At 73.1% G+C, this 23811-nt stretch carries 19 protein-coding genes; 13 read left to right on the top strand and 6 right to left on the bottom strand.

What is annotated here, in order from left to right; genetic code table 11:
- Positions 1-44: 44 nt before the first annotated feature.
- The 8 genes from AB0E07_RS23045 (at position 45) to AB0E07_RS23010 (ending at position 6259) form a co-directional block, all read left to right on the top strand.
- Positions 45-770 carry a class F sortase gene (locus tag AB0E07_RS23045; RefSeq protein ID WP_362255138.1) on the top strand — a complete coding sequence of 242 codons (726 nt, stop codon included), beginning with the start codon at positions 45-47 and terminating at the stop codon, positions 768-770.
- Positions 771-951: 181 nt separating this feature from the next.
- Entirely contained in the window at positions 952-2085 is a 1134-nt protein-coding gene (locus AB0E07_RS23040) for a SchA/CurD-like domain-containing protein (protein ID WP_362255136.1), read from the top strand.
- Between the two features lie 68 nt (positions 2086-2153).
- A complete protein-coding gene (locus tag AB0E07_RS23035) occupies positions 2154-2615 on the top strand; it encodes a cupin domain-containing protein (protein WP_362255133.1) in 462 nt (153 codons plus the stop codon).
- On the top strand, positions 2612-3880 hold the full coding sequence (locus tag AB0E07_RS23030) for a beta-ketoacyl-[acyl-carrier-protein] synthase family protein (RefSeq protein WP_362255130.1): 1269 nt from the start codon (positions 2612-2614) through the stop codon (positions 3878-3880). The genes AB0E07_RS23035 and AB0E07_RS23030 overlap by 4 nt, the downstream gene beginning before the upstream one ends.
- Positions 3877-5127, top strand: a complete 1251-nt coding sequence (locus AB0E07_RS23025; protein WP_362255127.1) for a beta-ketoacyl synthase N-terminal-like domain-containing protein — start codon at positions 3877-3879, stop codon at positions 5125-5127. Before AB0E07_RS23030 ends, AB0E07_RS23025 begins: the two co-directional genes overlap by 4 nt.
- A 40-nt stretch (positions 5128-5167) precedes the next feature.
- Positions 5168-5425: an acyl carrier protein gene (locus tag AB0E07_RS23020; RefSeq protein ID WP_362255125.1), complete on the top strand. Its 258-nt coding sequence runs from the start codon at positions 5168-5170 to the stop codon at positions 5423-5425.
- Position 5426: 1 nt separating this feature from the next.
- Positions 5427-5906, top strand: coding sequence for an SRPBCC family protein (locus AB0E07_RS23015; protein WP_362255122.1), 480 nt, complete (start codon positions 5427-5429; stop codon positions 5904-5906).
- Positions 5907-5926: 20 nt separating this feature from the next.
- Entirely contained in the window at positions 5927-6259 is a 333-nt protein-coding gene (locus tag AB0E07_RS23010; RefSeq protein WP_362255370.1) for a TcmI family type II polyketide cyclase, read from the top strand.
- An 88-nt stretch (positions 6260-6347) separates the two neighbouring features.
- Here the strand turns inward: AB0E07_RS23010 and AB0E07_RS23005 are convergent, their stop codons facing one another.
- Together AB0E07_RS23005 and AB0E07_RS23000 are read right to left on the bottom strand one after the other, a co-directional pair.
- On the bottom strand, positions 6348-7394 hold the full coding sequence (locus tag AB0E07_RS23005) for a methyltransferase (RefSeq protein WP_362255119.1): 1047 nt from the start codon (positions 7392-7394) through the stop codon (positions 6348-6350).
- 42 nt (positions 7395-7436) lie between these two features.
- Positions 7437-8543, bottom strand: a complete 1107-nt coding sequence (locus AB0E07_RS23000) for a right-handed parallel beta-helix repeat-containing protein (protein ID WP_362255116.1) — start codon at positions 8541-8543, stop codon at positions 7437-7439.
- A 187-nt stretch (positions 8544-8730) separates the two neighbouring features.
- Here AB0E07_RS23000 and AB0E07_RS22995 point away from each other — a divergent pair, with 187 nt between their 5' ends.
- The 4 genes from AB0E07_RS22995 (at position 8731) to AB0E07_RS22980 (ending at position 15744) form a co-directional block, all read left to right on the top strand.
- A complete protein-coding gene (locus AB0E07_RS22995) occupies positions 8731-10377 on the top strand; it encodes a bifunctional 3-(3-hydroxy-phenyl)propionate/3-hydroxycinnamic acid hydroxylase (protein WP_362255113.1) in 1647 nt (548 codons plus the stop codon).
- Positions 10374-11333, top strand: a complete 960-nt coding sequence (locus AB0E07_RS22990; RefSeq protein ID WP_362255111.1) for an SDR family oxidoreductase — start codon at positions 10374-10376, stop codon at positions 11331-11333. Before AB0E07_RS22995 ends, AB0E07_RS22990 begins: the two co-directional genes overlap by 4 nt.
- 289 nt (positions 11334-11622) lie before the next feature.
- The gene (locus AB0E07_RS22985; protein ID WP_362255109.1) at positions 11623-13071 is read left to right on the top strand and encodes a hypothetical protein; all 1449 of its coding nucleotides are present in this window, start codon (positions 11623-11625) and stop codon (positions 13069-13071) included.
- 291 nt (positions 13072-13362) lie between these two features.
- On the top strand, positions 13363-15744 hold the full coding sequence (locus tag AB0E07_RS22980; RefSeq protein WP_362255367.1) for an endonuclease/exonuclease/phosphatase family protein: 2382 nt from the start codon (positions 13363-13365) through the stop codon (positions 15742-15744).
- 5 nt (positions 15745-15749) lie between these two features.
- Here AB0E07_RS22980 and AB0E07_RS22975 read toward each other — a convergent pair whose 3' ends face one another.
- Genes AB0E07_RS22975 through AB0E07_RS22965 form a run of 3 tightly spaced genes read right to left on the bottom strand, consistent with a single transcriptional unit; the run spans position 15750 to position 21165 of the window.
- Entirely contained in the window at positions 15750-17993 is a 2244-nt protein-coding gene (locus AB0E07_RS22975; protein WP_362255106.1) for a bifunctional serine/threonine-protein kinase/ABC transporter substrate-binding protein, read from the bottom strand.
- A gap of 8 nt (positions 17994-18001) precedes the next feature.
- Positions 18002-20128, bottom strand: a complete 2127-nt coding sequence (locus AB0E07_RS22970) for a bifunctional serine/threonine-protein kinase/ABC transporter substrate-binding protein (RefSeq protein ID WP_362255103.1) — start codon at positions 20126-20128, stop codon at positions 18002-18004.
- Positions 20128-21165 (bottom strand): hypothetical protein, encoded by a 1038-nt coding sequence (locus AB0E07_RS22965; RefSeq protein WP_362255100.1) that lies wholly within the window; start codon positions 21163-21165, stop codon positions 20128-20130. Before AB0E07_RS22965 ends, AB0E07_RS22970 begins: the two co-directional genes overlap by 1 nt.
- Before the next feature lie 226 nt (positions 21166-21391).
- Here AB0E07_RS22965 and AB0E07_RS22960 point away from each other — a divergent pair, with 226 nt between their 5' ends.
- Positions 21392-22954 (top strand): amino acid permease, encoded by a 1563-nt coding sequence (locus tag AB0E07_RS22960; protein WP_362255097.1) that lies wholly within the window; start codon positions 21392-21394, stop codon positions 22952-22954.
- Between the two features lie 16 nt (positions 22955-22970).
- Here AB0E07_RS22960 and AB0E07_RS22955 read toward each other — a convergent pair whose 3' ends face one another.
- Complete coding sequence (locus AB0E07_RS22955) at positions 22971-23675, bottom strand: helix-turn-helix domain-containing protein (protein ID WP_362255094.1); 705 nt, start codon at positions 23673-23675, stop codon at positions 22971-22973.
- Positions 23676-23811: the final 136 nt, after the last annotated feature.

Here is a 23811-nt window from a genome sequence, read left to right as displayed (position 1 = left end):
TCCCCCGTCCGACCTGCTGCCGTGCCCTGGTGAGGTGGTCTCCGATGGCAGTCCCCCCTTCCTCTCCCACAACCGACCCCGGCACCGGCCCGGACTCCGCCGGGCGGGGATCCCGTACCGTGATGCTGCTCGGTGCCGTGGTGGCCGTGGTGCTGGCCGTCAGCCTGTTCGGCGGCAACGACACCTCCTCCGACACCGCGTCGCCCGGCACTCCCCTCGCGCCGAGCACCGCGTCCTCCGCCCCGCGGACTCCCCCCGCCGGGCAGCCCGCCGAGCAGCCGGCCGTGACGCCCTCGGTGAAGCCGGAGGGGAAGCACCTGCCGCGCTCGAAGCCCGTGCGGCTGCTGATTCCGAAGATCTCGGTCGACGCCCCCTTCACCGACCTGGCGATCGGCCCCACGGGACAGCTCGACCCGCCGCCCGCGGAGGACACCAACCTCGTCGGCTGGCACGCCAAGGGCGCCTCCCCCGGCGAGACGGGCACGTCGATCGTCGCCGGGCATGTCGACACAACGACCGCGCCTGCCGTCTTCGCCGGACTGAGCGAGCTGAAGAAGGGCGACAAGTTCCAGGTCGAGCGGGCCGACGGACGCACGGCGAACTTCGTCGTCGACAGCGCGGAGACGTTCAGCAAGGACGACTTCCCCAGCGATCGCGTGTACGCCGACACCCCCCGGGCGCAGGTACGGCTGATCACCTGCGCGGGTGATTACGACCGGACGGCCAAGGACTACACCGACAACCTGGTGGTCTTCGCGCACCTGGTCTGAGCCGGGTTCCGCCCGGCCGGCGGGCCGGTCACCCGCGTAGTGCACCCGAGTCGCGCGCTTGCGGGAGCGGGCTGAGGATCAAAACACGACGACGTCTAGACCACGTGGATCTCGTCTAGACCACGCGGCCGGTGTCGGCCCCTCACCCCTCCCCTGGCCCCGCGAAGGAGCTGTGCGCAGGATGACCACCACTTCTGAACGTGTTCCGGACTCGCTGCTGCGACAGGCGGCGCAGCGTGTCTCGCAGTCCGTCTTCGACGGATCGAGGCTCCGTGTCGTCCTCCTCGTCGATGTCTACGACGGCGCCCAGCAGCAGTTCCTGGAGGCGTACGAGCAACTGTGCAACCAGGTCGCGTCCGTTCCCGGACACGTCAGCGACCAGCTGTGCCAGTCCATCGAGAACCCCTCGCAGTGGCTGATCACCAGCGAGTGGGAGAGCGCCCCGCCCTTCCTCACCTGGGTGAACAGCGAAGAGCACGTCCACATGGTGGAGCCGCTGCACAGCTGTGTGCGGGACACCAGGTCGCTGCGCTTCCACATCGTGCGCGAGACCGGCGGCCCGGCGGCGGACACCTCGCCCGGGGAGCGCAGGCTCCAGACCTCGCCCAGGATCGGCGACGGGCTGATCCGGCACGCGCTCACCTTCACGGTGAAGCCCGGCAGCGAGGCGACCGTCGCCCGGATCCTGTCCGGCTACACCTCGCCGGACCCGCGCGTCGACGACACCACCCGGCTGTGCCGCACCTCCCTGTTCATGCACGGCAACCGTGTGGTCCGCGCCATCGAGGTGCGCGGCGACCTGCTCGCCGCGCTGCGCCACGTGGCCCGGCAGCCCGAGGTGCGGGCCGTCGAGGAGGCCATCAACCCCTACCTGGAGCACGACCGGGACCTCGACGACCCCGAGTCCGCCCGGGTCTTCTTCACCCGCGCCGCGCTGCCCGCCGTACACCATGTGACGGCAGGTCAGGAGAGCCCGGACGCCGTGCGCCACGCGCTGTACTACCCGGCCCGCGAGGGCGCGGGGCTGCGCCTGGCGGAGTTCCTCGCCCGGCAGGACGAGGCGGCGGCGGACGACCCCAACGCCCCGGTGCTGCGCAGCACGATCTTCCAGCGCGACGACATCGTGGTGCGGCTGGTCGACCTGCGCGACGGCCTCGACCCCGACCTCGCCCTCGGTGTGCCGGACCCCGCCCGGGCGGCCGAGCTGGCCGCGCTCCTCGACGGCGAGGCGCACCCGGTGTCCGGCGGCTTTGCCGGACCTCTCGCGGTCTCCCGCATGGAACTCGTCACCGACCGCCAGGCCCCCGAGGCCTGATCCGCGCCGGTCCCGCGGCCGTGCCGGCCACCCACCCTGTCCTTGCAGCGCATGTTCGGAGGTACGTCGTGATCAAAAGCAGTCCCGGAATCGTGAACCTCAGCGAGGTCGAGCCCAACACCCGGCGCGGAGGCGACCTGCGCGCCCTGCTCACCCCCGCCACCGTCGGCTCCACCAGCGGTTTCATGGGCGTGGCCATCGTGCAGCCCGGTGACCGCATCGCCGAGCACTACCACCCGTACTCCGAGGAGTTCATCTACGTGGTGTGCGGCGAGCTGGAGGTCGACCTGGACGGCGAGCCGCACCCGCTGCGGCCGGAGCAGGGGCTGCTGATCCCGCTGCACGTGCGGCACCGCTTCCGCAACGTCGGGGACGTGGAGGCGCGCATCGTCTTCCACCTCGGTCCGCTCGCGCCGAGCCCGCCGCTCGGCCACGTCGACACCGAGGAGACCGCCCCCGTGCCGGTCGGCGTGGAGCCGGCGCGGGTGGGCGGCGGACCGTCCGACCAGCACCGTCAGGCACTTTCATGACGAGGCGTGTGGCGGTCACCGGCATAGGCGTCGTCGCCCCCGACGGCATCGGCATACCCCGCTTCTGGGACCTGCTGTCCAGCGGGCGCACGGCGACGCGGCGGATCTCGTTCTTCGACCCGTCCGGGCTGCGGTCCCAGATCGCCGCCGAGTGCGACTTCGACCCGGCGGAGCACGGGCTGAACGAGGATCAGGTCGCCCGGTGCGACCGGTACATCCAGTTCGCCCTCGTCGCCGGCGAGGAGGCGGTCCGGGACTCCGGGCTCGACATCGCCGCTCAGAACCCGTGGCGCGTCGGGGTCTCCCTGGGCACCGCAGTCGGCGGCACCACCCGCCTGGAGCACGACTACGTGCTGGTCAGCAACAGCGGGCAGCGCTGGGACGTGGACCACCGGCAGGCCGGCCCGCACCTGCAACGGGCGTTCACACCGGCCACGCTGGCCGCGACGGTCGCCGAGCGGTTCGAGGCGCGCGGGCCGGTGCAGACCGTCTCCACCGGCTGCACCTCCGGACTCGACGCGGTCGGATACGCCTTCCACATGATCGAGGAGGGCCGCGCCGACGTCTGCATCACCGGCGCCTCGGACTCGCCGATCTCCCCGATCACGATGGCGTGCTTCGACGCGATCAAGGCGACCTCCCCCAACAACGACGACCCCGCGCACGCCTCGCGTCCCTTCGACGCCGACCGCAACGGGTTCGTCATGGGCGAGGGCGGAGCGGTCCTCGTCCTGGAGGAACTGGAACACGCCCGGGCGCGCGGCGCCCATGTGTACTGCGAGCTGAGCGGCTACGCCACCTTCGGCAACGCGTACCACATGACCGGGCTGACCAGTGAGGGCCTGGAGATGGCCCGCGCCATCGAGGACGCCCTGGCCCAGGCCCGGCTCGACGGGACGGCCATCGACTACGTCAACGCGCACGGGTCGGGCACCCAGCAGAACGACCGGCACGAGACCGCCGCGGTCAAACGGGTCCTGGGCGCGCACGCCTACGACACGCCCATGAGTTCCATCAAGTCCATGGTGGGCCACTCGCTGGGAGCGATCGGCGCGATCGAGGTCGTCGCCTGTGTGCTGGCCCTGGCCAAGCAGGTGGTCCCGCCCACCGCGAACTACGAGACCCCGGACCCCGAGTGCGACCTGGACTACGTCCCGCGCGTGGCCCGCGAGCGCAAGCTCGACAACGTTCTCTCCGTGGGCAGCGGGTTCGGCGGCTTCCAATCCGCGGTGATCCTCACTCTGCCGAGGGAGACGTCACGATGAGCGAACCGAAGCCCCGGCGCGCGGCCGTCACCGGTATCGGCGTGGTCGCGCCCAACGGAACCAGCACCGAGACCTTCTGGAAGTCCGCCCGGGAAGGCATCAACGTCCTGGACCGGATCAGCCGTGAGGGCTGCGGGCACCTGCCGCTGAAGGTGGCCGGCGAGGTGCGCGACTTCGACCCGCCGTCCGCGGTCGAGGAGCGCTACCTCGTCCAGACCGACCGGTTCACCCACTTCGCGATGGCGGCGGCGGACCAGGCGCTCCAGGACGCGGGCCTCGACCGGCCCGACACCGACGAACGGCCCTTCTCCGTGGGTGTGGTCACCGCGGCCGGCTCCGGTGGCGGCGAGTTCGGCCAGCGCGAACTCCAGCAACTGTGGGACAAGGGCAGCCGCTACGTCGGGCCGTACCAGTCGATCGCCTGGTTCTACGCCGCGAGCACCGGCCAGATCTCCATCCGCCGCGGCTTCAAGGGCCCCTGCGGTGTGGTCGCCTCCGACGAGGCGGGCGGCCTGGACGCCCTGGCGCACGCGACGCGGGCGGTACGGCGCGGCACCGACGTGATGGTGACCGGCGCGACCGAGGCCCCGCTGGCCCCGTACTCGATGGTCTGCCAGCTCGGGTACGAGGAGCTGAGCACCTGCGAGGACCCGGACCGCGCCTACCGTCCGTTCGCCTCCTCGGCGGGCGGGTTCGTGCCCGCCGAGGGCGGCGCCATGCTCGTCGTGGAGGCGGAGCGCGCCGCCCGCGAACGGGGCGCGCCCGTACGGGCCACCCTGGCCGGACACGCGGCGACGTTCACCGGTGCCTCCCGCTGGGAGCAGTCCCGGGAGGGCCTGGCCCAGGCGGTACGGGTCGCCCTGGCCGAGGCCGACTGCGCCCCCGAGGAGATCGACGTGGTCTTCGCCGACGCGTTCGGTGTCCCCGCGGCCGACCGTGCCGAGGCGCTGGCCCTCCACGACGCCCTGGGCGGGCACGCGAGCCGCGTGCCCGTCACGGCACCGAAGACCGGCTTCGGACGCGCCTACAGTGCGGCGCCCGTGCTGGACGCCGCGGCGGCGGTGCTCGCGATGGAGCACGGGCTGATTCCGCCCACCCCCAACGTCTTCGACATCTGCCACGACCTCGACCTCGTCACCGGCCGCGCCCGTGCCGCCCAGTTGCGCACGGCGCTGGTCCTCAGCCGGGGCCTCATGGGGTCCAACTCGGCGCTGGTGCTCCGGCTCGGCGCCGGCGACGGCGCCTAGCGGGCGCCGCGAGCACCCACCCTCGACCAAGGAGAACGACATGAGCGACCGCATCACCGTGGAAGAGCTCTCGGAACTCATCAAGAAGGCCGCCGGGGTCACCATCGCCCCGGAGGACCTCCAGCGTCAGTACGACGTCGGCTTCGACGCCTTCGGCATCGACTCCCTCGCCCTGCTGGGCATCGTGGGCGAGCTGGAGAACCGCTACGGCACGCCGATGCCGCCCGACGCGGAGAAGAGCAAGACGCCCCGGCAGTTCCTCGAACTGGCCAACAGCGCGCTTCTGATGGGAGCCTGAGATGCCCGGACACACGCAGAACGAGATCACCATCGCCGCGCCCGTCGACCTGGTCTGGGACATGACCAACGACGTCGCGAACTGGCCGCGGCTGTTCAGCGAGTACGCCTCCGCCGAGATCCTCTCCCAGGAGGGCAACCGGACCACGTTCCGGCTGACCATGCACCCCGACGACAACGGCAAGGTGTGGAGCTGGGTCTCGGAGCGGGAGCCGGTCCGAGACACCCTCACCGTGCGGGCCCGCCGTATCGAGACCGGCCCCTTCGCCTACATGAACATCGTGTGGCGCTACGAGAAGGTCCTCGAAGGCACGCGCATGGAGTGGACGCAGGACTTCGCGATGAAGCCCGACGCGCCGGTCGACGACGACTGGATGACGGGCAACATCAACCGCAACTCCAAGATTCAGCTGGCGCTGATCCGGGACCGCATCGAACAGGCCGCGCGGGAGCGCCGGCCCGCGCCGATGCTGTCCGAGTGACCGGGACGGAGGACAGGACGATGCACCACTCCCTGATCGTCGCCCGGATGGCCCCGGGTTCGGCTCCGGACATCGCCAAGGTGTTCGGGGAGTCGGACCAGGGGGAGCTGCCCCACCTCATCGGGGTGGCCCGCCGCAGCCTCTTCCAGTTCGGCGACGTGTACCTGCACCTGATCGAGTCCGAGCGGGACCCCGGCGCCGCCATCGCGAAGGCGGCCGGGCATCCCGAGTTCCGCGACATCAGCGACCGGCTGTCGGCGTACGTCACCGCGTACGACCCGGAGACCTGGCGTTCGCCGAAGGACGCGATGGCTCAGCGCTTCTACCTCTGGGAGCGGGACGCCACGTCCTGAACGAGCCGTCGCACCGCCGCCCGCCGGGCACGCGAGGTCAGCGTGCCCGGCGGGCGGCGTTCTGCGGGAGCGGTCCGGGAGGACCGGGTCACGCGGTGACGGTGCAGTCGAAGGCGTGCAGGTAGGGGTTGACGGGGCGGATGTCGTCGATGGCGAGGCCCGCTTCGGTCAGCCGGCGGACCATGCTCTCGGTGGTGTGCTTGGCCCCGCCGACGTTGAGGAGCAGCAGCAGGTCCATGGCTGTGCTGAAGCGCATCGACGGCGAGTCGTCGACGAGGTTCTCGATGACCACGATCCGGGTTCCCCGGCCGCCCGCCTCGATGACGTTGCGCAGGAGTCGGGTCGTGCTGTCGTCGTCCCACTCCAGGATGTTCTTGATGATGTACACGTCGGCCCGGAACGGAACGGCCTCGCGGCAGTCGCCGGGCACCAGACGCGTCCGGTCCGCGAGCGCGCCGCCCGGACGCAGCCGCGGGTCGGCGTTCTCGACGACCCGCGGGAGGTCGAGCAGGGTGCCGTGGAGCGAGGGGTACTTCTCCAGCAGGCTCGCCACGACGTGCCCCTGGCCGCCGCCGATGTCGGCGACCGACTTCGCGCCCGACAGGTCGAGGAAGTCGGCGACGTCCCGCGCGGACTGGACGCTGGAGGTCGTCATGGCCCGGTTGAATACGTCGGCCGATTCCGGGGCGTCCTCGTTGAGGTACGGGAAGAACTCCTTGCCGTACAGGTCCTCGACGACGTTGCGGCCGGTACGGACCGCCTCGTCGAGCTTCGGCCAGGCGTCCCAGGTCCACGGCTCGGTGCACCACAGGGCGATGGCGCGCAGGCTGTTCGGGTCGTCCTCGCGCAGCAGCCGGGACATGTCGGTGTGGGCGAACGTGCCGTCCTGCTGCTCGGCGAAGACGCCGTAGCAGGACAGGGCGCGCAGCAGCCGGCGCAGCGGCTTGGGCTCGGTCTTCACGGCCGCGGCGAGGTCCTCCACGGCCGTCGGGCGCTCGCCGAGGGCGTCGGCGACGCCCAGCCGTGCGGCCGCGCGGACGGCCGCGGCGCACGCCGCCCCGAAGACGAGTTCGCGCATCCGCATGGACGGCGGCGGGGTGGTGCGTTCCGCCGGAGCGGTCTGGGTGGTGGTCATGCGTCACCTTCCATCGTCGGGTTCACCGGTGACCGCTGTCGGTCAGCACAGGCCCGCGGGCTTCGACGCCCGGCAGGAGTTGCCTTCGAACGTGTTGCCGCCGCCCGCCTCGGTGTTGACGAGGTCGGCCGGGGAGTTGCCGGAGAGCGTGTTGCCGCTGACGCGGTTCCGCTCGTTGGCGGTGCCCACGAAGCTCTTGAACAGCACGATGCCGCCGGACAGGGAGGACGCGCCCGCGTTGTCGCGGACCACGTTCCGGGTGACCAGGGTGTCCTCGGCGCCGGTGACCACGATGCCGGAGCCCTGGAGGGCCTCAAGACGGGAGTTGGCCGGGCAGGACTTGTTGTTGCTGACGACGCGGTTGTCGCTGACCGTCAGGGCGCCGGTCTTCGGCTTGTTCTCGTCGCCGACGACGAACACGCCGGCGCAGTTGCCGGTGACGTGGTTGCCCTGGACGGTGAGGTTGCGCAGCCGCCGGACGGTGACCCCGATCCGGTTGCCGGCCAGGTGGTTGCGGGCGACCAGGGTGCCCTGGGTGTCCGACGCGCCCTGCTCGGTCTTGATGCTGTTGGCGAGGAACACTCCGGCGTCGCCGTTGTCGCGGGCCACGTTGTCGCGGATCACCCCGCGGACCGAGCGCTCCTGGGCGATGCCCCACAGGCCGTTCTGCACGGCTCTGACGTTGCGCACGGTGAGCCGGTCCGTGCCCATGGAGAAGACGCCCGCGCGGGTGAACCCGGTGACGGTCAGGGAGGCGACGGTGACGTTCTCGACGTAACGGTTCCTGGTCCCGATCACGCAGACGCCGTTGCCGCCCTCGGCGCAGGTGGCGGGGGCCGTCGAGGCCGTGGACTCCGCGGAGGACGGGGTGGCCGCGGGGGCCGTGCCGGGCACGGGCTTGATCACGGTGAGGCGTCCCATGCCGCGCAGCGTCAGCCCCGGGGTGCTCACCTTCACGCTCTCGTAGAACGTGCCGGCGGTCAGCAGAACGGTGTCGCCCGACTTGGCGGCGTCCACCGCCGCCTGGATCGACTCCCCCGGGCGGACCACGTGCGTCATGTGGTCGGCGGCGGTCGGCGGGGCCGCCCCGATCCCCGCGCCGAAGACCGCTGCGGTGCACGCCAAGGAGGCGAAACGAAATTTCTTCATATTCGTCACGCTATGACCTGATCATCCTTGAACGAGCCGGATAGACCATCCGACGGCGTGTCCCGCGCGCGGCCGGAGCGGGCGCCGCCGCGGTGATCCGGAACCCCTTGACGGCAAGTTAACTGAGGATATCCTCAATCTTGAGAAGTGCATCATTCGTATGACGAACGGCGCTCGAAGGAATTTCATGCTGCTCACAGCTGGCCCCGAGGCCCCGCGGGACACGGATGTGGTGATCGTCGGCTACGGGCCGGTGGGCGCGATGCTCGCGAACCTCCTGGGCCGGGCCGGGATCCGGACGACCGTGCTGGAGCGCGACCTCCGGCCGCACACCGTCCCGCGCGCGGGCTCCACCGACGACGAGGTGCTGCGCGTCTTCCAGGCGGCGGGACTGGCCGACGCCCTCCTCCCCCACCTCGACCTGGGCCAGAGCGCACAGTTCCGCTCCGTCCGCGGCGCCCCGCTGGCGACCGTGCGGTTCGCCGGCGGGCGGAACGGTTTCGAACGGCTCGCGTTCTTCTACCAGCCCGACCTCGAACGCGTGCTCCACGAGGGGGTCGCGCGGTACCCCCACGTCACGGTCGTCCGGGGCGCCCGGGTCGAGGGGGTCCACGAGGAGGGCGACCGGGTGACCGTGTGGGCGCGCGAGGGCGACCGCGGCCGGCAGACCTCGGTCCGGGCACGCTGGCTCGTGGCCTGCGACGGGGGCCGCAGCACCGTGCGCGGCCTGTGCTCCATCGCCTTCACCGGGTCCACTTACGACCAGCCCTGGCTCGTTGTCGACGCCGCGCTGGAGACACCCCTGAAGGAGATCCCCTCGTTCCAGTTCCTCGGCGACCCGGACCGGCCCGGGGTGACGCTGCCGCTGCCCGGGGCGCACCACCGCTGGGAGTTCATGGTCCTGCCGGGCGAGGACCACGCGGAACTCGCCACGGCGGAGAGCGCCCGGCGGCTGATCTCGCCGTGGGTCGACCCCGACCGGGTCACGCTCCTGCGGCATGTCGTCTACACCTTCCACGCCCGCGCCGCGGAGCGCTGGCGATCGGGGCGGGTGCTGCTGGCGGGGGACGCCGCCCACCTCATGCCGCCGTTCGCGGGGCAGGGCCTCAGCTCGGGTCTGCGCGACGCCCACAACCTGGCCTGGAAGCTGGCCGCCGTGATCACCGACCGGGCCGACCCCTCGCTGCTCGACACCTACGAACGGGAGAGACGCCCGCACGTCGCCCGGATGACCCGGCTGACACGTCTCTCCGGCGCCCTGGTCCAGACCCGGCACCGCCGCCTCGCCGCGGTGCGGGACACCGCTCTGAGTCGGGCCGCGCACCTGCCCTACTTCACGGAGGGGCGCTTCAAGCCCGAACTCCGTTACTCCCGGGGCGCGTTCGACACCTCCCGGCGCCGCTCCGGCACGGGACACGCCTTCCCCCAGCCGACGGTCCGCACCCCCGAGGGACGTCTGCGGCCTCTCGACGACGTGATCGGGGGCGGCTGGGCCCTCATCGGCAACGGAGTCGACCCGCAGGTCCATCTGAGCCGGGCGGACCGCGAGCTGTGGGCGTCGCTCGGCGCCGGGTTCGTCTCCGTCGTCCGCCCGGGACACCGGTGGAGCGCCTGCGAACCGGGCACCGCAGCCGTCGAGGATCTCGACGGACACGCGGTCGCCTTCTTCGCCCGGCACGGCGGCGATGTCGCCGTCGTGCGCCCCGACCGCGTCGTGTTCGCGCTGCCGGACCTCCGCGGCCTCGACAGCGCGACCGAACTGTACAGATCACTGGTGCACGGCCCGTCCGGTCCGTCACCCGCACGAACCATCAGGAAGGCGGGACGCTCATGATCCTCGTCATCGGGGCCACCGGAAGGATCGGCGGCGAGGTCGTCCGCAGGCTCCTCGCGATGGGCGCGCCGGTCCGGGCGCTCGTACGGGACCCGGCGAAAGCGACCGCGTTCCGGGAGCTGGGCGCCGAGCCGGTGGGCGGCGACCTCGCCGACGGCGCCTCTCTCGACCGGGCGATGCGGGGCGTCGACCGGGTGTTCCTCCTGTCCGCCCAGGACCCGCGGCAGGCGGAACTCCAGGGCAACGCCGTCGACGCCGCGCTCCGGGCCGGCGTCGGGCACCTGGTGAAGGTGTCCGGCATCGCGCCCTCGGTCTCCCCCGGCGGCCCGGCGGAGACCGGCCGTCAGCACTGGCTGACCGAGCACCGCATCGAGGAGTCGGGGGTGCCCTTCACCTTCCTGCGCCCCGGGTTCTTCATGCAGAACCTGCTGGAGACCGCCGCGCCGACGGTCGCACGGCTCGGTCTGCTCGCGGCGCCGATGGACCGCGCGCCGATCGCCATGGTCGACGCGCGGGACATCGCCGCCGTCGCCGCCGAGGTGCTGACGGGCGAGGGCCACCAGGACCGCGTGTACGACATCACCGGACCCCGCGCGTTCGACTACCCGGAGCTGGCCGCGGTCCTCAGCCGGGCGACCGGGCGGCGGGTCCGTTACGTCAGCACGCCTGCCGGACTGGCCGCGAGGGTGCTGCGGCGCCAGGGACGGCCAGACTGGGAGGTGGCACACCTGCTCGACATGGCCGAGCTGTTCCGCTCCGGCGCGGGGGCGACGGTCAGCACCACGGTCCGTGACCTGACCGGCCGGCCCGCGCGGACCGTCGAGGACTTCGCCGCGGAGCACGCCGGGGCGTTCACCGGGACCGGGGGCGGCCGACTCCTGCGCACCGCCGCGGGGTTCGGCCTCGCCGCGGCGGTAGGGGCCGCCGTCGTGGCGCGGGGCAGGGCCGGGCGCTGAGGGGTCCGCCGAGGAGTGTCCGGCGGGCGAGACGGGACTTGTCGAGTACCTGACGGGACTGCACACTGTCCGCCATGGGTGATCATGCGTATCTGAGCCGTCGACTCCATGTCGACCTGGCCTACGCGTGCTCGGCGCTCTGTCGCCGCACCACTGTCTGACAGCGCCCGATCCGGCACGGCCGCCGCACGGTGCGTACATCCGTGACCCGACGCACGTGCCGTAGTGCCTCCCGCGCACCTCCGTGCCCTCCCGCACGCCCTCCTTCCTCCCGAGAGGACCCGTTCGCATGCCCTCCTTCCGGCTGTCCCGTGCCGCCGTACTCGCCGCCGCCGGTTCGCTGCTGCTCGCCGCCCCGCTCGCCCCGGCGCACGCCACGGCGGACCCGTACGGCCCTTTGCCGCCGCACAATCCGTACGCCGGGCCCGACGGAACGGCGACCCTGCACGGCGACACCGGCTCCTCCGACGTCACTCCCCTGCCCGGACCGGGTGCCGGGCCCCTGACCTCCCGGCGGATCGCCCTTCAGTCGGCGTGCCCGACGATCCTGGTGGGCTCCGACGGCATCCCGGTGGCGCTGTGCACGCCGATCTTCACCCGCGTCCCCACCGCGCACCTCCTGGACCCGGCGACCGGCGAATCCCTGACCCAACTGTCCATCGCCAAGGGGTCGTTGCTCGGCGGCGTGTACGCCTACCTCGACCACCGGGACCGGCTCGTCGTGGTCGACGGCGACAACCAACTGCTGCGCATCGCCCACCGCAGGAAGGCGGACGGGGCGTGGGAGCTGTACGTCGACCGGTCCCTGTCCCTCGCCGCGGCCGTCCCCGAGGGCGACGCGGTCACCGGGCTCTCCCCCGACTGGGAGGGCCGGGTGTGGTTCGCCACCGGCGGCGGGGTGGTCGGCACGGCCGACGAGACGACCGGCGCCGTGCGCACCCTCGCCCTTCCCTCGGGTGAGCGGGTCGAGAACTCCATCTCCACCTCGCCCGCCGGAACCGCCGTCGCCACCACCCACGCGACCTATCTCCTCACCGCCCGTACGGACGGCACCCCCGCGGTCTCCTGGCGCCGGACCTACGACCGGGGCGCCGCCCGCAAGCCCGGACAGCTCAGCCACGGCACCGGATCGACCCCGACGTTCTTCGGCCCCGGTGACGGCGGCGACTACGTCACCGTCGTGGACAACGCCTCCCCCACCGTGAACCTCCTCGTGTACCGGTCCGACACCGGGGCCCAGGTCTGCTCGGTCCCGGTGCTCGCCTCCGGCGGCAGCGGGAGCGAGAACTCCCCGATCGGCGCCGGGCGTTCGGTGTTCGTGGCGAGCACCTACGGCTACCCCTACCCCGCCGTGCCGGAGAGCGCCGGAGCCAGCGTCCCCGCCGCCGCGGACTTCACCGGCGGGCTCACCCGCGTCGACGTCCGCGCCGACGGCGACGGATGCGACCTGAAGTGGGAGACCGAGGTGCGCTCCTCCGCCGTGCCCCGGCTGTCCACCGCGGACGGCCGGATCCACACCGTCGTACGCGGCTCGGTCCTGCCCGGCAGCGACTCCACCTCGCTCCTCGACCCCTACTACTACACGCAGATCGACCCCGGCACCGGAGCCGTCACCCGGTCCCAGTACCTCGGGCTCTCCTCCCTCTACGACACGCTCCAGATGGTCGGTTCGCTCGCGCCGGGAGGTGTCGTCTACCAGGGCACGATCACCGGAGTGGTGCGGATCGCCGCCCAGTGAGGGGGCGTTGTGCGGTACGAGGGCCCGGGGGAACACATCGCGGGCGACCGTCACCGGCAAGACCAGAGCGGTTACCAGGAGTTCACGCCCGGACTCTTGTCCCGCCATCTTCTACGCGCGTATCTTCACATCCGGATCCGCGCAGGGCGCCCGTCGGCGTCGTCTGCCGAAGACCTCGAACTGACGACCCCTCATGTCCCGGCGCCGGTGCGGTGGCCGGGCTCTGTCCTGCCGTGAAGGAGCGCCGCAACGGTGCCAAGACCCCACTCCACCCGCCTCGCCCGCCGTACGCTGCTGCGCGCCTGCCTGCCCGCGGCGGTCACCGCCTCGCTGGTGCTCGTTCCCCTGCCCGGCGCGGTGGCGGTACCGTCCACCGGCGCGGTCATCGCCGAGGTGTACGGCGGTGGCGGCAACTCCGGTGCCACGCTGAAGAACGACTTCATCGAGCTGGGCAACCCGTCCGGGGCGGCCTTCGGGCTGAGCGGCTACAGCGTGCAGTACCTGCCGGGCAGTCCCAGCGCCTCCAGCCGGTGGGGGGTCACCGCGCTGAGCGGCGCGGTCGCCGCCGGCGGCCGCTACCTGATCGCCGAGGCGGCCGGCGCGGGCGGCACCCTGGACCTGCCCACCGCCGACGCCTCCGGCAGCCTCGCGCTCTCGGCGACCACCGGCACCGTCGCCCTGGTCGACGGCACCGAAGCGCTGACGTGCAAGACCGCGGCGGACTGCGCCGCCGACCCGCGCATCGTTGACCTGGTGGGCTTCGGCACCGCCGTGGTCCGCGAGGGCACGGGACCGGTCACCGGTGCCTCCAACACGGCCTCCGTCGCGCGCGCCGCGTCCCTCGCCGACACCGACGACAACGCCGCCGACCTCCGGGCGGGCGAGCCCAGCCCGGTCAACGCGGCCGGCGAGGCCCCCGAGGGCGGCTCCGGCGGCGGCCCCACCGAGCCCGGCACCCTGCGCGTCCACGACCTCCAGGGCACCACCCGGCTCTCGCCCTCGGCGGGGAAGACCGTCGCGGGCATCCCCGGCATCGTCACCGGTGTGCGCACGTACGGCTCCAGGGGCTTCTGGATCCAGGACCCGAACCCGGACGCCGACCCGGCCACCAGCGAGGGCGTCTTCGTGTACACCGGAAGCTCCGAACCCACCGTGAAGGTCGGCGACTCGGTGCTGGTCACGGGCAAGGTGACCGAGTACTACCCGAACTCCTCGGGCGGCTCGCAGTCCCTCACCGAACTGACCAACCCCCAGGTCACCGTGGTCTCCTCGGACAACCCGGTGCCCGCGCCGGTCGTCCTGGACGGCTCGAACATCCCGGCCGGGTACGCCCCGGACGCGGGCGGCGCCTCGATCGAGGCCCTGACCTTGCAGCCCGGCACCTACGCCCTCGACCTGTACGAGTCGCTGGAGGGCATGAACGTCGAGGTCGCGGAGGTGCCGGTGGTGCAGGCCACCGACCAGTACCACGAGCTGTGGGTGAACGCCCGTGAGCAGGACGCCCGTTCGGCCCGCGGCGGTGTCGTCTACCTCGGCTACGACCGGCCCAACCCCGGCCGCATCATGATCCAGTCCCTGGGCGCGTCCGCCGACTTCCCGGTCGCCGACGTCGGTGACCGGCTCACCGGCGCCACCACGGGCCCGCTGGACTACAACCAGTTCGGCGGCTACACCCTGGCGGCGACGCGGCTCGGCGCCCACGAAGCGGGCGGCCTGCGCCGGGAGGTCACCGGGCGGGCCCTGCCCGGCGAACTGAGCATCGCCACGTACAACGTGGAGAACCTCGACCCGGGTGACGCGGACGAGAAGTTCGCCGCGCTCGCGGCCGGTGTGGTCACCAACCTGCGCTCGCCCGACATCCTGGCCCTGGAGGAGATCCAGGACAACAACGGCGCCGTCAACGACGGCACGGTCGCCGCCGACGCCACCGTCACCAAATTCATCGAGGCCATCGAGGCGGCCGGCGGCCCGGTCTACGACTGGCGCTCCGTCGACCCGGAGAACGGCAAGGACGGCGGCGAGCCCGGCGGCAACATCCGCCAGGTGTTCCTGTTCAACCCGTGCCGGGTCTCCTTCACCGACATACCCGGCGGCGACGCCACCACCGCGGTGGGCGTCACCGGCACCGGCAAGCGTACGAAGCTGACGGCCTCGCCGGCGCGCATCGACCCCGGCAACGAGGCGTGGAACTCGAGCCGCAAGCCGCTGGTGGGGCAGTTCAGCTTCCGGAACAAGCCGGTCTTCGTGATCGCCAACCACTTCAACAGCAAGGGCGGCGACCAGGGCCTCGACAGCCGCTTCCAGGCGCCGACGCGCAGCTCGGAGACGCAGCGAGGCAAGCAGGCCGAGGCGGAGCGGGCCTTCGTCGCCGAACTGCTCGCCGCGGACCCGGGCGCCCGGGTGGTCGCGCTCGGCGACTTCAACGACTACCAGTTCTCCCCCGCGCTCAACACCCTCACCCAGGGCGGGGTGTTGCGCTCCCTGGTGAACGAACTGCCCGCGTCCGAGCGCTATTCGTACGTCTACCAGGGCAACTCCCAGGTGCTGGACCACATCCTGGTCGGCCCGGGGCTGAAGCGGCAGCACGTCCGGTACGACGTGGTGCACATCAACAGCGAGTTCGCCGACCAGGCGTCCGACCACGACCCCCAGGTGGTGCGCATCAAGCCCTGACGGTCTCAGGTCACCTGGCCGTACCGCCCGAGGAACGCGAAGGACCCGTCGCGGACTTCGTAGAGGAAGCTCGTGTCGTCCATCTCCAGCAGGCGGGTTCTCGGATCGAAGCTGATCGTCTTGGCGATGCCCTCGTAGCGCTGGCGGAACAGCGCCTCGGCGAGGGCGCCCCGGCCGACCGTGCCCTGGCCGACCAGTCCGGCCAGGGTCTGGGCGGTCAGGCCCACGGCGTCGTACGCCTCGGCCGCCCAGGGGGCCGGCTGGGCGCCGAACCGCTTGCGGTGGGCGGCGGCGAACCGGGCGGCGGGTCCCGAGTCCTCCGTGGTCGCGGTGGTCCGGGAGGCGCCGAGCACCCAGCCCTCGGCGCCCTCCCTCGCCTCGCTCAGGAACACCGGGTCCATGACCTGCTCGACCGTCGCCCTCGCTCCCTCGAAACGCGCCTCGGCCAGGTGCCGGGCGACCCGCGCCGCGCGCCGGGGCGAGGTGCCGGCGTACACCACCGCGCCGGGGGTCTCGGCCAGTGCGGCGGCCACTGCGGTCGCGACGGCCTTCTCGTCGGCGTCGTCGGCTTCGAGGTCGTGGACCGTCGTCGTGCCCTCCGAGGGCGGTGATTCCAGGAGATCCCGGGCCAGGCCCTCGGCGACCGCGCCGCCCGCGAGGTCCCGCACCACGGCCACCCGGTCCACCGAGCGCACAGCCGTCAGATAGTGGAGCACCGGCAAGGTCTGCATCGCCACGGTCGCCCGGGTGACGCACAGGGTGGGCTTCACCAGCGGGGAGAGGGCCCCGCCGTCGCAGGACACCAGCACCATCGCCGTCCCGGCCGCCGTGTAGAGCGGTTCGGCGGCGGTCAGGGTCGCCTCGGACATGGGGCCGATCACCGCGGTCACGGGGGCAGTGCCGGACAGCAGTGCGCGCGCCGCCGCGCCTGCCCGGTTCGCCCGGCCGCCGTCGTCGGCGGTGCGCAGGGCGAGCCTGAACGGTGTGTCCGTACGGGAGTTGTGGGCCTCCACCGCGAGCAGCGCGCCCCGGCGGGTCGCCTCCCCGGTCGCCCTGCCGGTGCCCGTGGCGTCGGCGTGGAGGCCGAGGGTGTACAGGGGGCGGGTGTCCGGGGCCGTGGCGGGACGGCGGTTGAGGTACACCGCCGCGGCCGTGCCCGACACTGCGAGCAGCGCCGCACCAGCCCCGCCGGCCAGCAGCAGCCGTCGGCGTGTGGTGGCGGGACGGCCGGCGTCCGGGGCCGGGAGGGTGGGGGCGGCCGGAGCAGCCTCAGGTCCCGGGGCCTGCGCAGCGCGCGGTGGTGGGTCGAGGGCGCGGGCCGCGCGGTCGGCTATCAGGCGCAGCACCCCGGGCGGGAGCCAGTCGGTGGCGCCCTCCCCGGAGGTGTCCTCAGGTGTGCCCCAGCCGTGCAGTCGACGCGGGTCGGGGGTGGGCCGGGCCGCCGCCAGGACCGCCGCGACCTCGTCGGCCGTGGGCCGGACTGCGGCGTCGCGGGACAGGCAGCGCGTGACGATGTCCCGTGCGGGCGGCGGGAGTTGGCGGATTCCGTCGAGGTCGGGGTCCTCGTGGACCGTGCGGTACAGCACGGCGAGCGCGTCGCCGCCGCCGAAGGGCGGGCGCCCGGAGACGGCGTAGGCCAGCACGCAGCCAAGGGAGAACATGTCGCTCGGCGGGCCCACCTCGTCTCCGTACTGCCGGGTCTGTTCCGGGGAGAGGTAGCCGGGGGTGCCGACGACGGTGTCCGCCGAGGTGAGCGCGGTCGCTCCGGCGCCCCGGGCGATGCCGAAGTCGATCAGGCGCGGGCCGTCCCGGGTGAGCAGCAGGTTGCCCGGCTTCACGTCCCGGTGCACCAGGCCCGTCGCGTGGACCTCGGTGAGGGCCTCGGCGAGCCGTGCGCCGAGGGTGAGTACCGAGGCGGGGGGCAGCGGGCCGCACACGGTCACCGCCTCCGAGAGTGCCGGGCCCGCCACGAACTCGGTGGTGAGCCAGGGTTCCCGGGCCTCGGCGTCGGCCGCGCGCACCGCCACCGTCCAGCGTCCGGTGAGCCGTCCGGCGAGGGCGGCCTCCCGGCGGAACCGGGCTCGGAAGGCCGGGTCGGCGGCGTGTTCCGCGCGGATGACCTTCAGGGCGACCAGTTCGCCGGCTCCGGTGCGGGCCAGGTACACGACGCCCATGCCGCCCGCGCCGAGGCGGGCCAGCAGTGTGTGCCCGCCGATCTCCGCGGGGTCTTCCCCTCGTAGCGCCTGCATGCCTCGGCTCAGACTCCCTCGACCGTGAGCGGCTCGGTGTACCGGAAGCGGCCGTCGCGCACACGGTAGAGGTACACGTTCTCGGCGTTGAGCCAGCGGCGTTCGTCGAAGGAGTACGTGCCCGCGATGCCCCGGTAGTCCGCCTCGCCGAGGGCCTCGGTGAGCGCGTCCCGGGAGGGGCGGCGGGCGCCGGTTCCGGCGAGCGCGGTGAGCCGGTCGATGACGAGCCGGACCGCGTCGTACGTCTCCACCGCCCACAGGCCCGGCTCGCTGCCGTGGCTGCGCCGGTACGCGGTGGCGAAGGCGCGGTCGGCGGCCGGGTCGGAGCAGCAGAGCACGGCCTGCCAGCCTTCCGCCGCCTCGCCCGCCGCCGCGAGGAACGCCTCCCCGGCCGAGCAGGGGTCGAGGAAGCGCGGCCCGTCGAAGCGCTTGGCGTGCAGGTACCGGGCGACTTCGGCGGCGCGTTCGGGGGTGCCCGAGTAGTAGACGCTGTCGGCGCCCCGGGCGAGCAGGTCGCGCAGGACCGGTGTGCCGTCGCTGACGGAGGCGGGCACGACTCGGTGGGTGACCCGCAGTTCGGCGATGCCGGCGGGTCCGTGCATCATCTGGGCGGGTTCCCAGCCGCTGATCCTTCCGGCCCGGTCGATGACCATGCCCAGGTGCCCCGCCCGCTGCCGGGTGAGGGCCAGGACCACGCCGAACGCGGTGTAGCTGTTCAGGGGCGCGGCCCGGAAGTAGTGCTGGGGGCTGCGTGTCAGCGCCGTCGACATGGCGCCGATGGACAGTTCGGAGACGGCCATCAGGGGGAGCCCGGCGTTCTCGTACAGGTCGACGACGGGTGCCGTGGGCGCGGCGGTCGGGCCGATCACGGCGAACATGTCCCGGTCCCCGGTGAGCCGTCGCGCCGCGGCGCGGGCCCGCTTGAGGTTGCCGCCGTCGTCCTCCACCCGCAGGGCCAGTTCGAAGGGCCTGTCCGCGCGGGCGTTGTGCTCGGCCACGGCCAGCCGGGCGGCCCGTTCCTGCTCCCGTCCCGCCGCTTTCGCCGGGCCCGACAGGTCGGCCTGGACGCCGAGCAGCCATTGCCGTTCGGCGCTCACCCGTCCGGTGGCGTCCGTGTCGTCGCGCAGGAGTGCCCAGGCGCCCGCGCCGCCGCCCGCCGCGAGGAGTGCGGCGCCGGCCGCCAGGGTCAGCGCGCGTCGGCGGCCGGGCGTGCGGAGGGCGGGGGCGGAGAGGGTGGCCTCGACTCCCGGCAGGGCCAGCAGGGCGGCGGCGCGGTCGGCGATCATCCGGACCACGGAGTCCGGCAGCCAGTGGATGTCGGAGGCCGCGCCGCCGGGTGCGAGGACCGCGTCGGCCTGGGCGGCGGACGGGCGGGCCACGGGGTCCTTGGCCAGGCAGCTCTCCAGGAACGCGCGCAGCGGGGCGTCGTCGATGCCGTGCAGGTCGGGCGCGTAGTGGACGGTGCGGTAGAGCAGGGCGCCGCTGTCGCCGAGGCCGAACGGCGGGCGTCCGGTGGCCGCGTAGGCGAGGACGCAGCCCAGGGAGAAGAGGTCGCTCGCGGGGGTGACCTGCTGCCCGCGCGCCTGTTCGGGCGAGAGGAAGCCCGGGGAGCCGACGACCAGGCCGGTCGCGGTCAGGGCGGTCCGGTCGTCGGTGGCGCGCGCGATGCCGAAGTCGATCAGGCGCGGTCCGTCCAGGGCGAGGAGGACGTTGCCGGGCTTGACGTCCCGGTGCACGAGGCCCGCGCCGTGCACGGCGTGCAGGGCCCGCGCGAGGACCGCGCCCAGGTTCCGCACGGCGCCGGGTGGCAGCGCGCCGTAGGTGGCCACGGCCTCGGCGAGCGAGGGTCCGGGGACGAAGGCCGAGGCCAGCCAGGGTGCGGGGGCGTCCGGGTCGGCGGCGAGGACGCGGGCCACCCAGGGTCCGTGCACACCGCTCGCGGCGGCCACCTCGCGGGCGAACCGGGCGCGGAACTCGGGCTGTTGGGCGTACTCGGGCTGGATGACCTTGACGGCGGCCAGCTCTCCGGCCGGGGTGCGGGCCAGGTACACGACGCCCATCCCGCCCGCGCCGAGCCGTCCGAGCAGGCGGTTTCCACCGAGGTGGGAGGGGTCCGAGGGCAGCAGGCGCTCCATCACAGGCCCTCCGTCGCGGCGGCGGGGTGGCGGGGCGTCGCCGGTGCGGAGAGCGCGGCGGGGTTACTGGGCGTCGCCGGTGCGGACAGCGGGGCCGGGCCACGGAGCGTCGCCGGTGCGGACAGCGGGGCCGGGCCACGGAACGTCGCCGGTGCGGAGAGCGCGGCGGGGTCGGCATTCGAGCCCGTGCCGTCGGCGGGGTCGGCCTTCGAGCCCGTGCCGTCGACGGGGCGGCCTATCCTCGTCTCGGCCCGCAGCAGCATCCGCGGCACGGGCCCGTTCACCTCCTGGAGGAGTTCCCTCGCCTCCCAGCCCTCACCCGCGCAGGCCGACATCGAGACCACCACGGGCCCGAAGGTGGCCTGCTGGTACTGGTACGGGTAGGGCCCGCCCTCGGTGGGGCCGGTGCAACTGCCCATCTCGAACAGGGAGTCCTCCGCGTAGTTGTTGCCCGCCTCCCCCCAGACGGAGGCGTTGGAGAACAGGCCCGTCAGCTTCCTGCCCTCGCTGAGGGTCTGTTCGGTGCAGCTGAGCGCCTCCTCAAGCATTCCGGCCTGTTCCCAGGCCGCGTCGGCGGTCTCCGGGTGCACGGTGACGGTGACGGTCATCCGTACCGGCCCCTTGTCCCCGGCCGCCGGGAGCACGAAGTGCCGGGTGAGGGTGGCGAGTACGGCCTCGGGAAGGGGTTCGCGGCGCCAGACGCAGCTGTCGTCGAGGACCGACCAGGTCTCCGGGTCGCTCTCGTAGGGGTCGGCGCGCCGCGTCCCGGCGGCGAAGAGTTCGGGACCCGCGATCACCTGGCGGATCAGTTTCCGGGCCGCGTCGTCGGTGCGCGGCACCTTGGCCGGGTCGGCCTCCACGGTCGGCGCGGGCGCCGGCTCGGGATCGTCCTCGGTGCCGCCCTGTCCGGCGGCGGGTCGCTCCGTGGTCCCGCCCTTGCCCTCGGCACCGTCTTCGGCCTTCTCCGCGGTGCAGGCCGTGGCCAGCAGTACCGCCGACACCGCCGCTCCGGCCGCGCGCCGGAGTCTCCTCGGCACGTGCTTCATCCGTTCCACCCCCGTGGTCGGTTCCCCGCGCCTGGCCGGCCTCACCGCCGACGGCACGCAACTCCGCCCCCAGCATGCACTGTCGTGACGCGAGAGCAGTCACTAACGGCGGGGACACCGCTGTGACATGCGTCGGAAACCGCACATCCCTAATTTCTGTCGCTCGACAGGAATTACGCACGGACACGGCGTCTCCCTCCGCGACAGAGGACCTCCCATGACCGCGACCACCGATTCCATCCCGCCTCCCGCCACCGGCTCGCCGGGCTCCCCCGACGACGCCTCGCTCGCCGCCTTCGGCTACCGCCAGGAACTGCGGCGGCAGATGGGGCGCTACGCGTCCTTCGCCGCCGGGTTCTCGTTCATCTCCGTCCTCACCACCGTCTTCCAGTTCTTCGCCCTCGGTTACGCGTTCGGCGGGCCGCTCTTCGTCTGGGCCTGGCCGGTCGTCCTCGCCGGCCAGCTGCTGGTCGCCGCGTGCTTCGCCGAACTCGCCGCCCGCTACCCGATCTCGGGGGCGATCTACCAGTGGTCGACCCGGCTGAGCGGCCCGGTGTTCGGCTGGTTCACGGGCTGGATCATGGTGATCGGCCAGGTCGTGGTGACCGCGGCGGCGGCCCTGGCGCTCCAGGTCGTACTGCCCCCGATCTGGTCCGGGTTCCAGCTGGTCGGCGGCGACCCTACGCCCACCACCGCGACCGGCGCCGCCAACGCGGCGGTCCTCGGCATCGCGCTGCTGGCGGTGACCACGCTGGTGAACGCCCTGGACAACCGGGTCATGTCCGTGGTGAACCGGGTGGGCGTCACCGCCGAGATCATCGGCGCGGCCCTGATCGTGGTGCTGCTGTTCACGCACACCGAGCACGGCGGCGGGGTCACCCTCACCACCGGCGGCCACGACGGCATGGCCGCCCTGCTCATCGGTTCCTTCACCGCGGCGTACGTCCTGATCGGCTTCGACAGCGCCGGTGAGATGAGCGAGGAGACGCACCACCCGCGCCGTACCGCCCCGCGGACCATCCTCGGCGCGCTGGCCGCGGCCGGTGTGCTGGGCGGACTGCTGGTGCTCGGCGGAGTCCTCGCCGCGCCCAGCCTGACGGACGGGCGGCTCGCGACGGAGGGCCTCAGCTACGTCCTGACCAGCAGCCTGGGCGACGGGGTCGGCAAGGCACTGCTCGCCGACGTGGCGCTGGCCATCGTGGTGGCCACGCTGGCCATCCAGACGGCGGGCTCCCGGATGCTGTTCTCGATGGCCCGGGACGGCATGATGCCGTGCTCGGCGCGGCTGGCGAAGGTCTCACCGCGCACCGGGATGCCCGTCGCCTCCTCGCTGGTCGTCGGTGTCCTGGCGGCCGCCCTGACCCTGCTCAACCTGGCCTCGCCGGAGGCGTTCCTGGCCATCGGCACCACCTGTATCGCCATGCTGTACCTGGCCTACGCGGGAGTCACCGGTCCGATGCTGGTCCGCAGGCTGCGCGGGGAGTGGCCGACGGCGGACGGGGAGGGCCGCGACGAGCTGGGCCGCCCGCTGTTCTCCCTCGGCCGCTGGGGCCTGCCCGTGAACGTACTGGCGGTCCTCTACGGGCTGTTCATGGTGGTCAACCTGTCCTGGCCGCGTGCCGCGGTGTACGACCCGGCGGGGGGTCACTGGTACTTCCAGTGGTTCACGGTGCTCTTCGTGGGCACCGCGCTGCTGGGCGGTGCGGTGTTCCTCCGGCGGCGCACCAGGGCCATGGGCGCCGGGTCCGGCGCGTCGGCCGGAGCGGCCGTGGGGACCTGACCGCCCCGGCCGTCCGTCACGCCCGCGCCGCGAGGAGTTCCTCCGCCTCGCGGCGCAGCCGTGCCTGGGAGCGCCGGGGCACGCCCGCGACCCGCAGGGCAGCGTCGGCGGTCGCTGCGGCGAGGGTACGGGGGTCGCGGTCGGGGTCGGAGCGGCGGATGAGGATCACGCTCTCGGTGAGACCGAAGACGAGGTCCGTGACGAGTGCGAGCGCGTCGCCGTCCGCGGTGCCGTCCACCGGCGGGCTCGCGTCCGGTCCGATCTCCGCGATCAACTCCCCGTAGCACGCTTTCAGTTCCGCGCGGATGCGGTGGAAGTCCGCGAAGGACTCCGCCTGCACCTCGGGCAGGAGGTAGAGGGCGCCCAGGTTGTGGGGGCCGCTGCACAGCAGCAGGACGTCGGAGTGGCACAGCGCCCACAGGCGGGCCTCCGGGCCGGCCCCGGTGCGCGCGACCAGGGTGCGGGCGACCTCCAGCGAGGGGCGCACCGTCCCTTCCAGCAGGGCCGCCAGGATCGCCTCCTTGCCGTCGAAGTAGTGGTAGAGCGACGCCTGCCGCAGCCCCGCCCGTTCGGCGACCGCCCGGGTGGAGGTCGCGGTGTAGCCGTGCGTGGTGAACAGCTCGGCAGCGGCGGCCAGCACCTCGTCGCGCGGTTCGAGACCGCTGGCGGGGCGGTCCTGCGCGCGGGGGCGGCCGACTCTTCTGCTGGTGCGCTGGCTCATCCCTTGATCCTCGCACGGTCCCGCCCCGCAGCCTCCGGCCGCTCCGCCGCGGTGAGGCCGCGGTTACTCCCGTGAAACGTCCGGGCAATGGCCGCGACTTGCCCCGCGCCTAATTTCTGTCGAACGACAGAAACTA

Source organism: Streptomyces sp. NPDC048002, assembly GCF_040653275.1.
In the GTDB taxonomy this organism is placed as follows: domain Bacteria; phylum Actinomycetota; class Actinomycetes; order Streptomycetales; family Streptomycetaceae; genus Streptomyces.
This window is presented reverse-complemented; position numbering and strand designations above follow the sequence as displayed.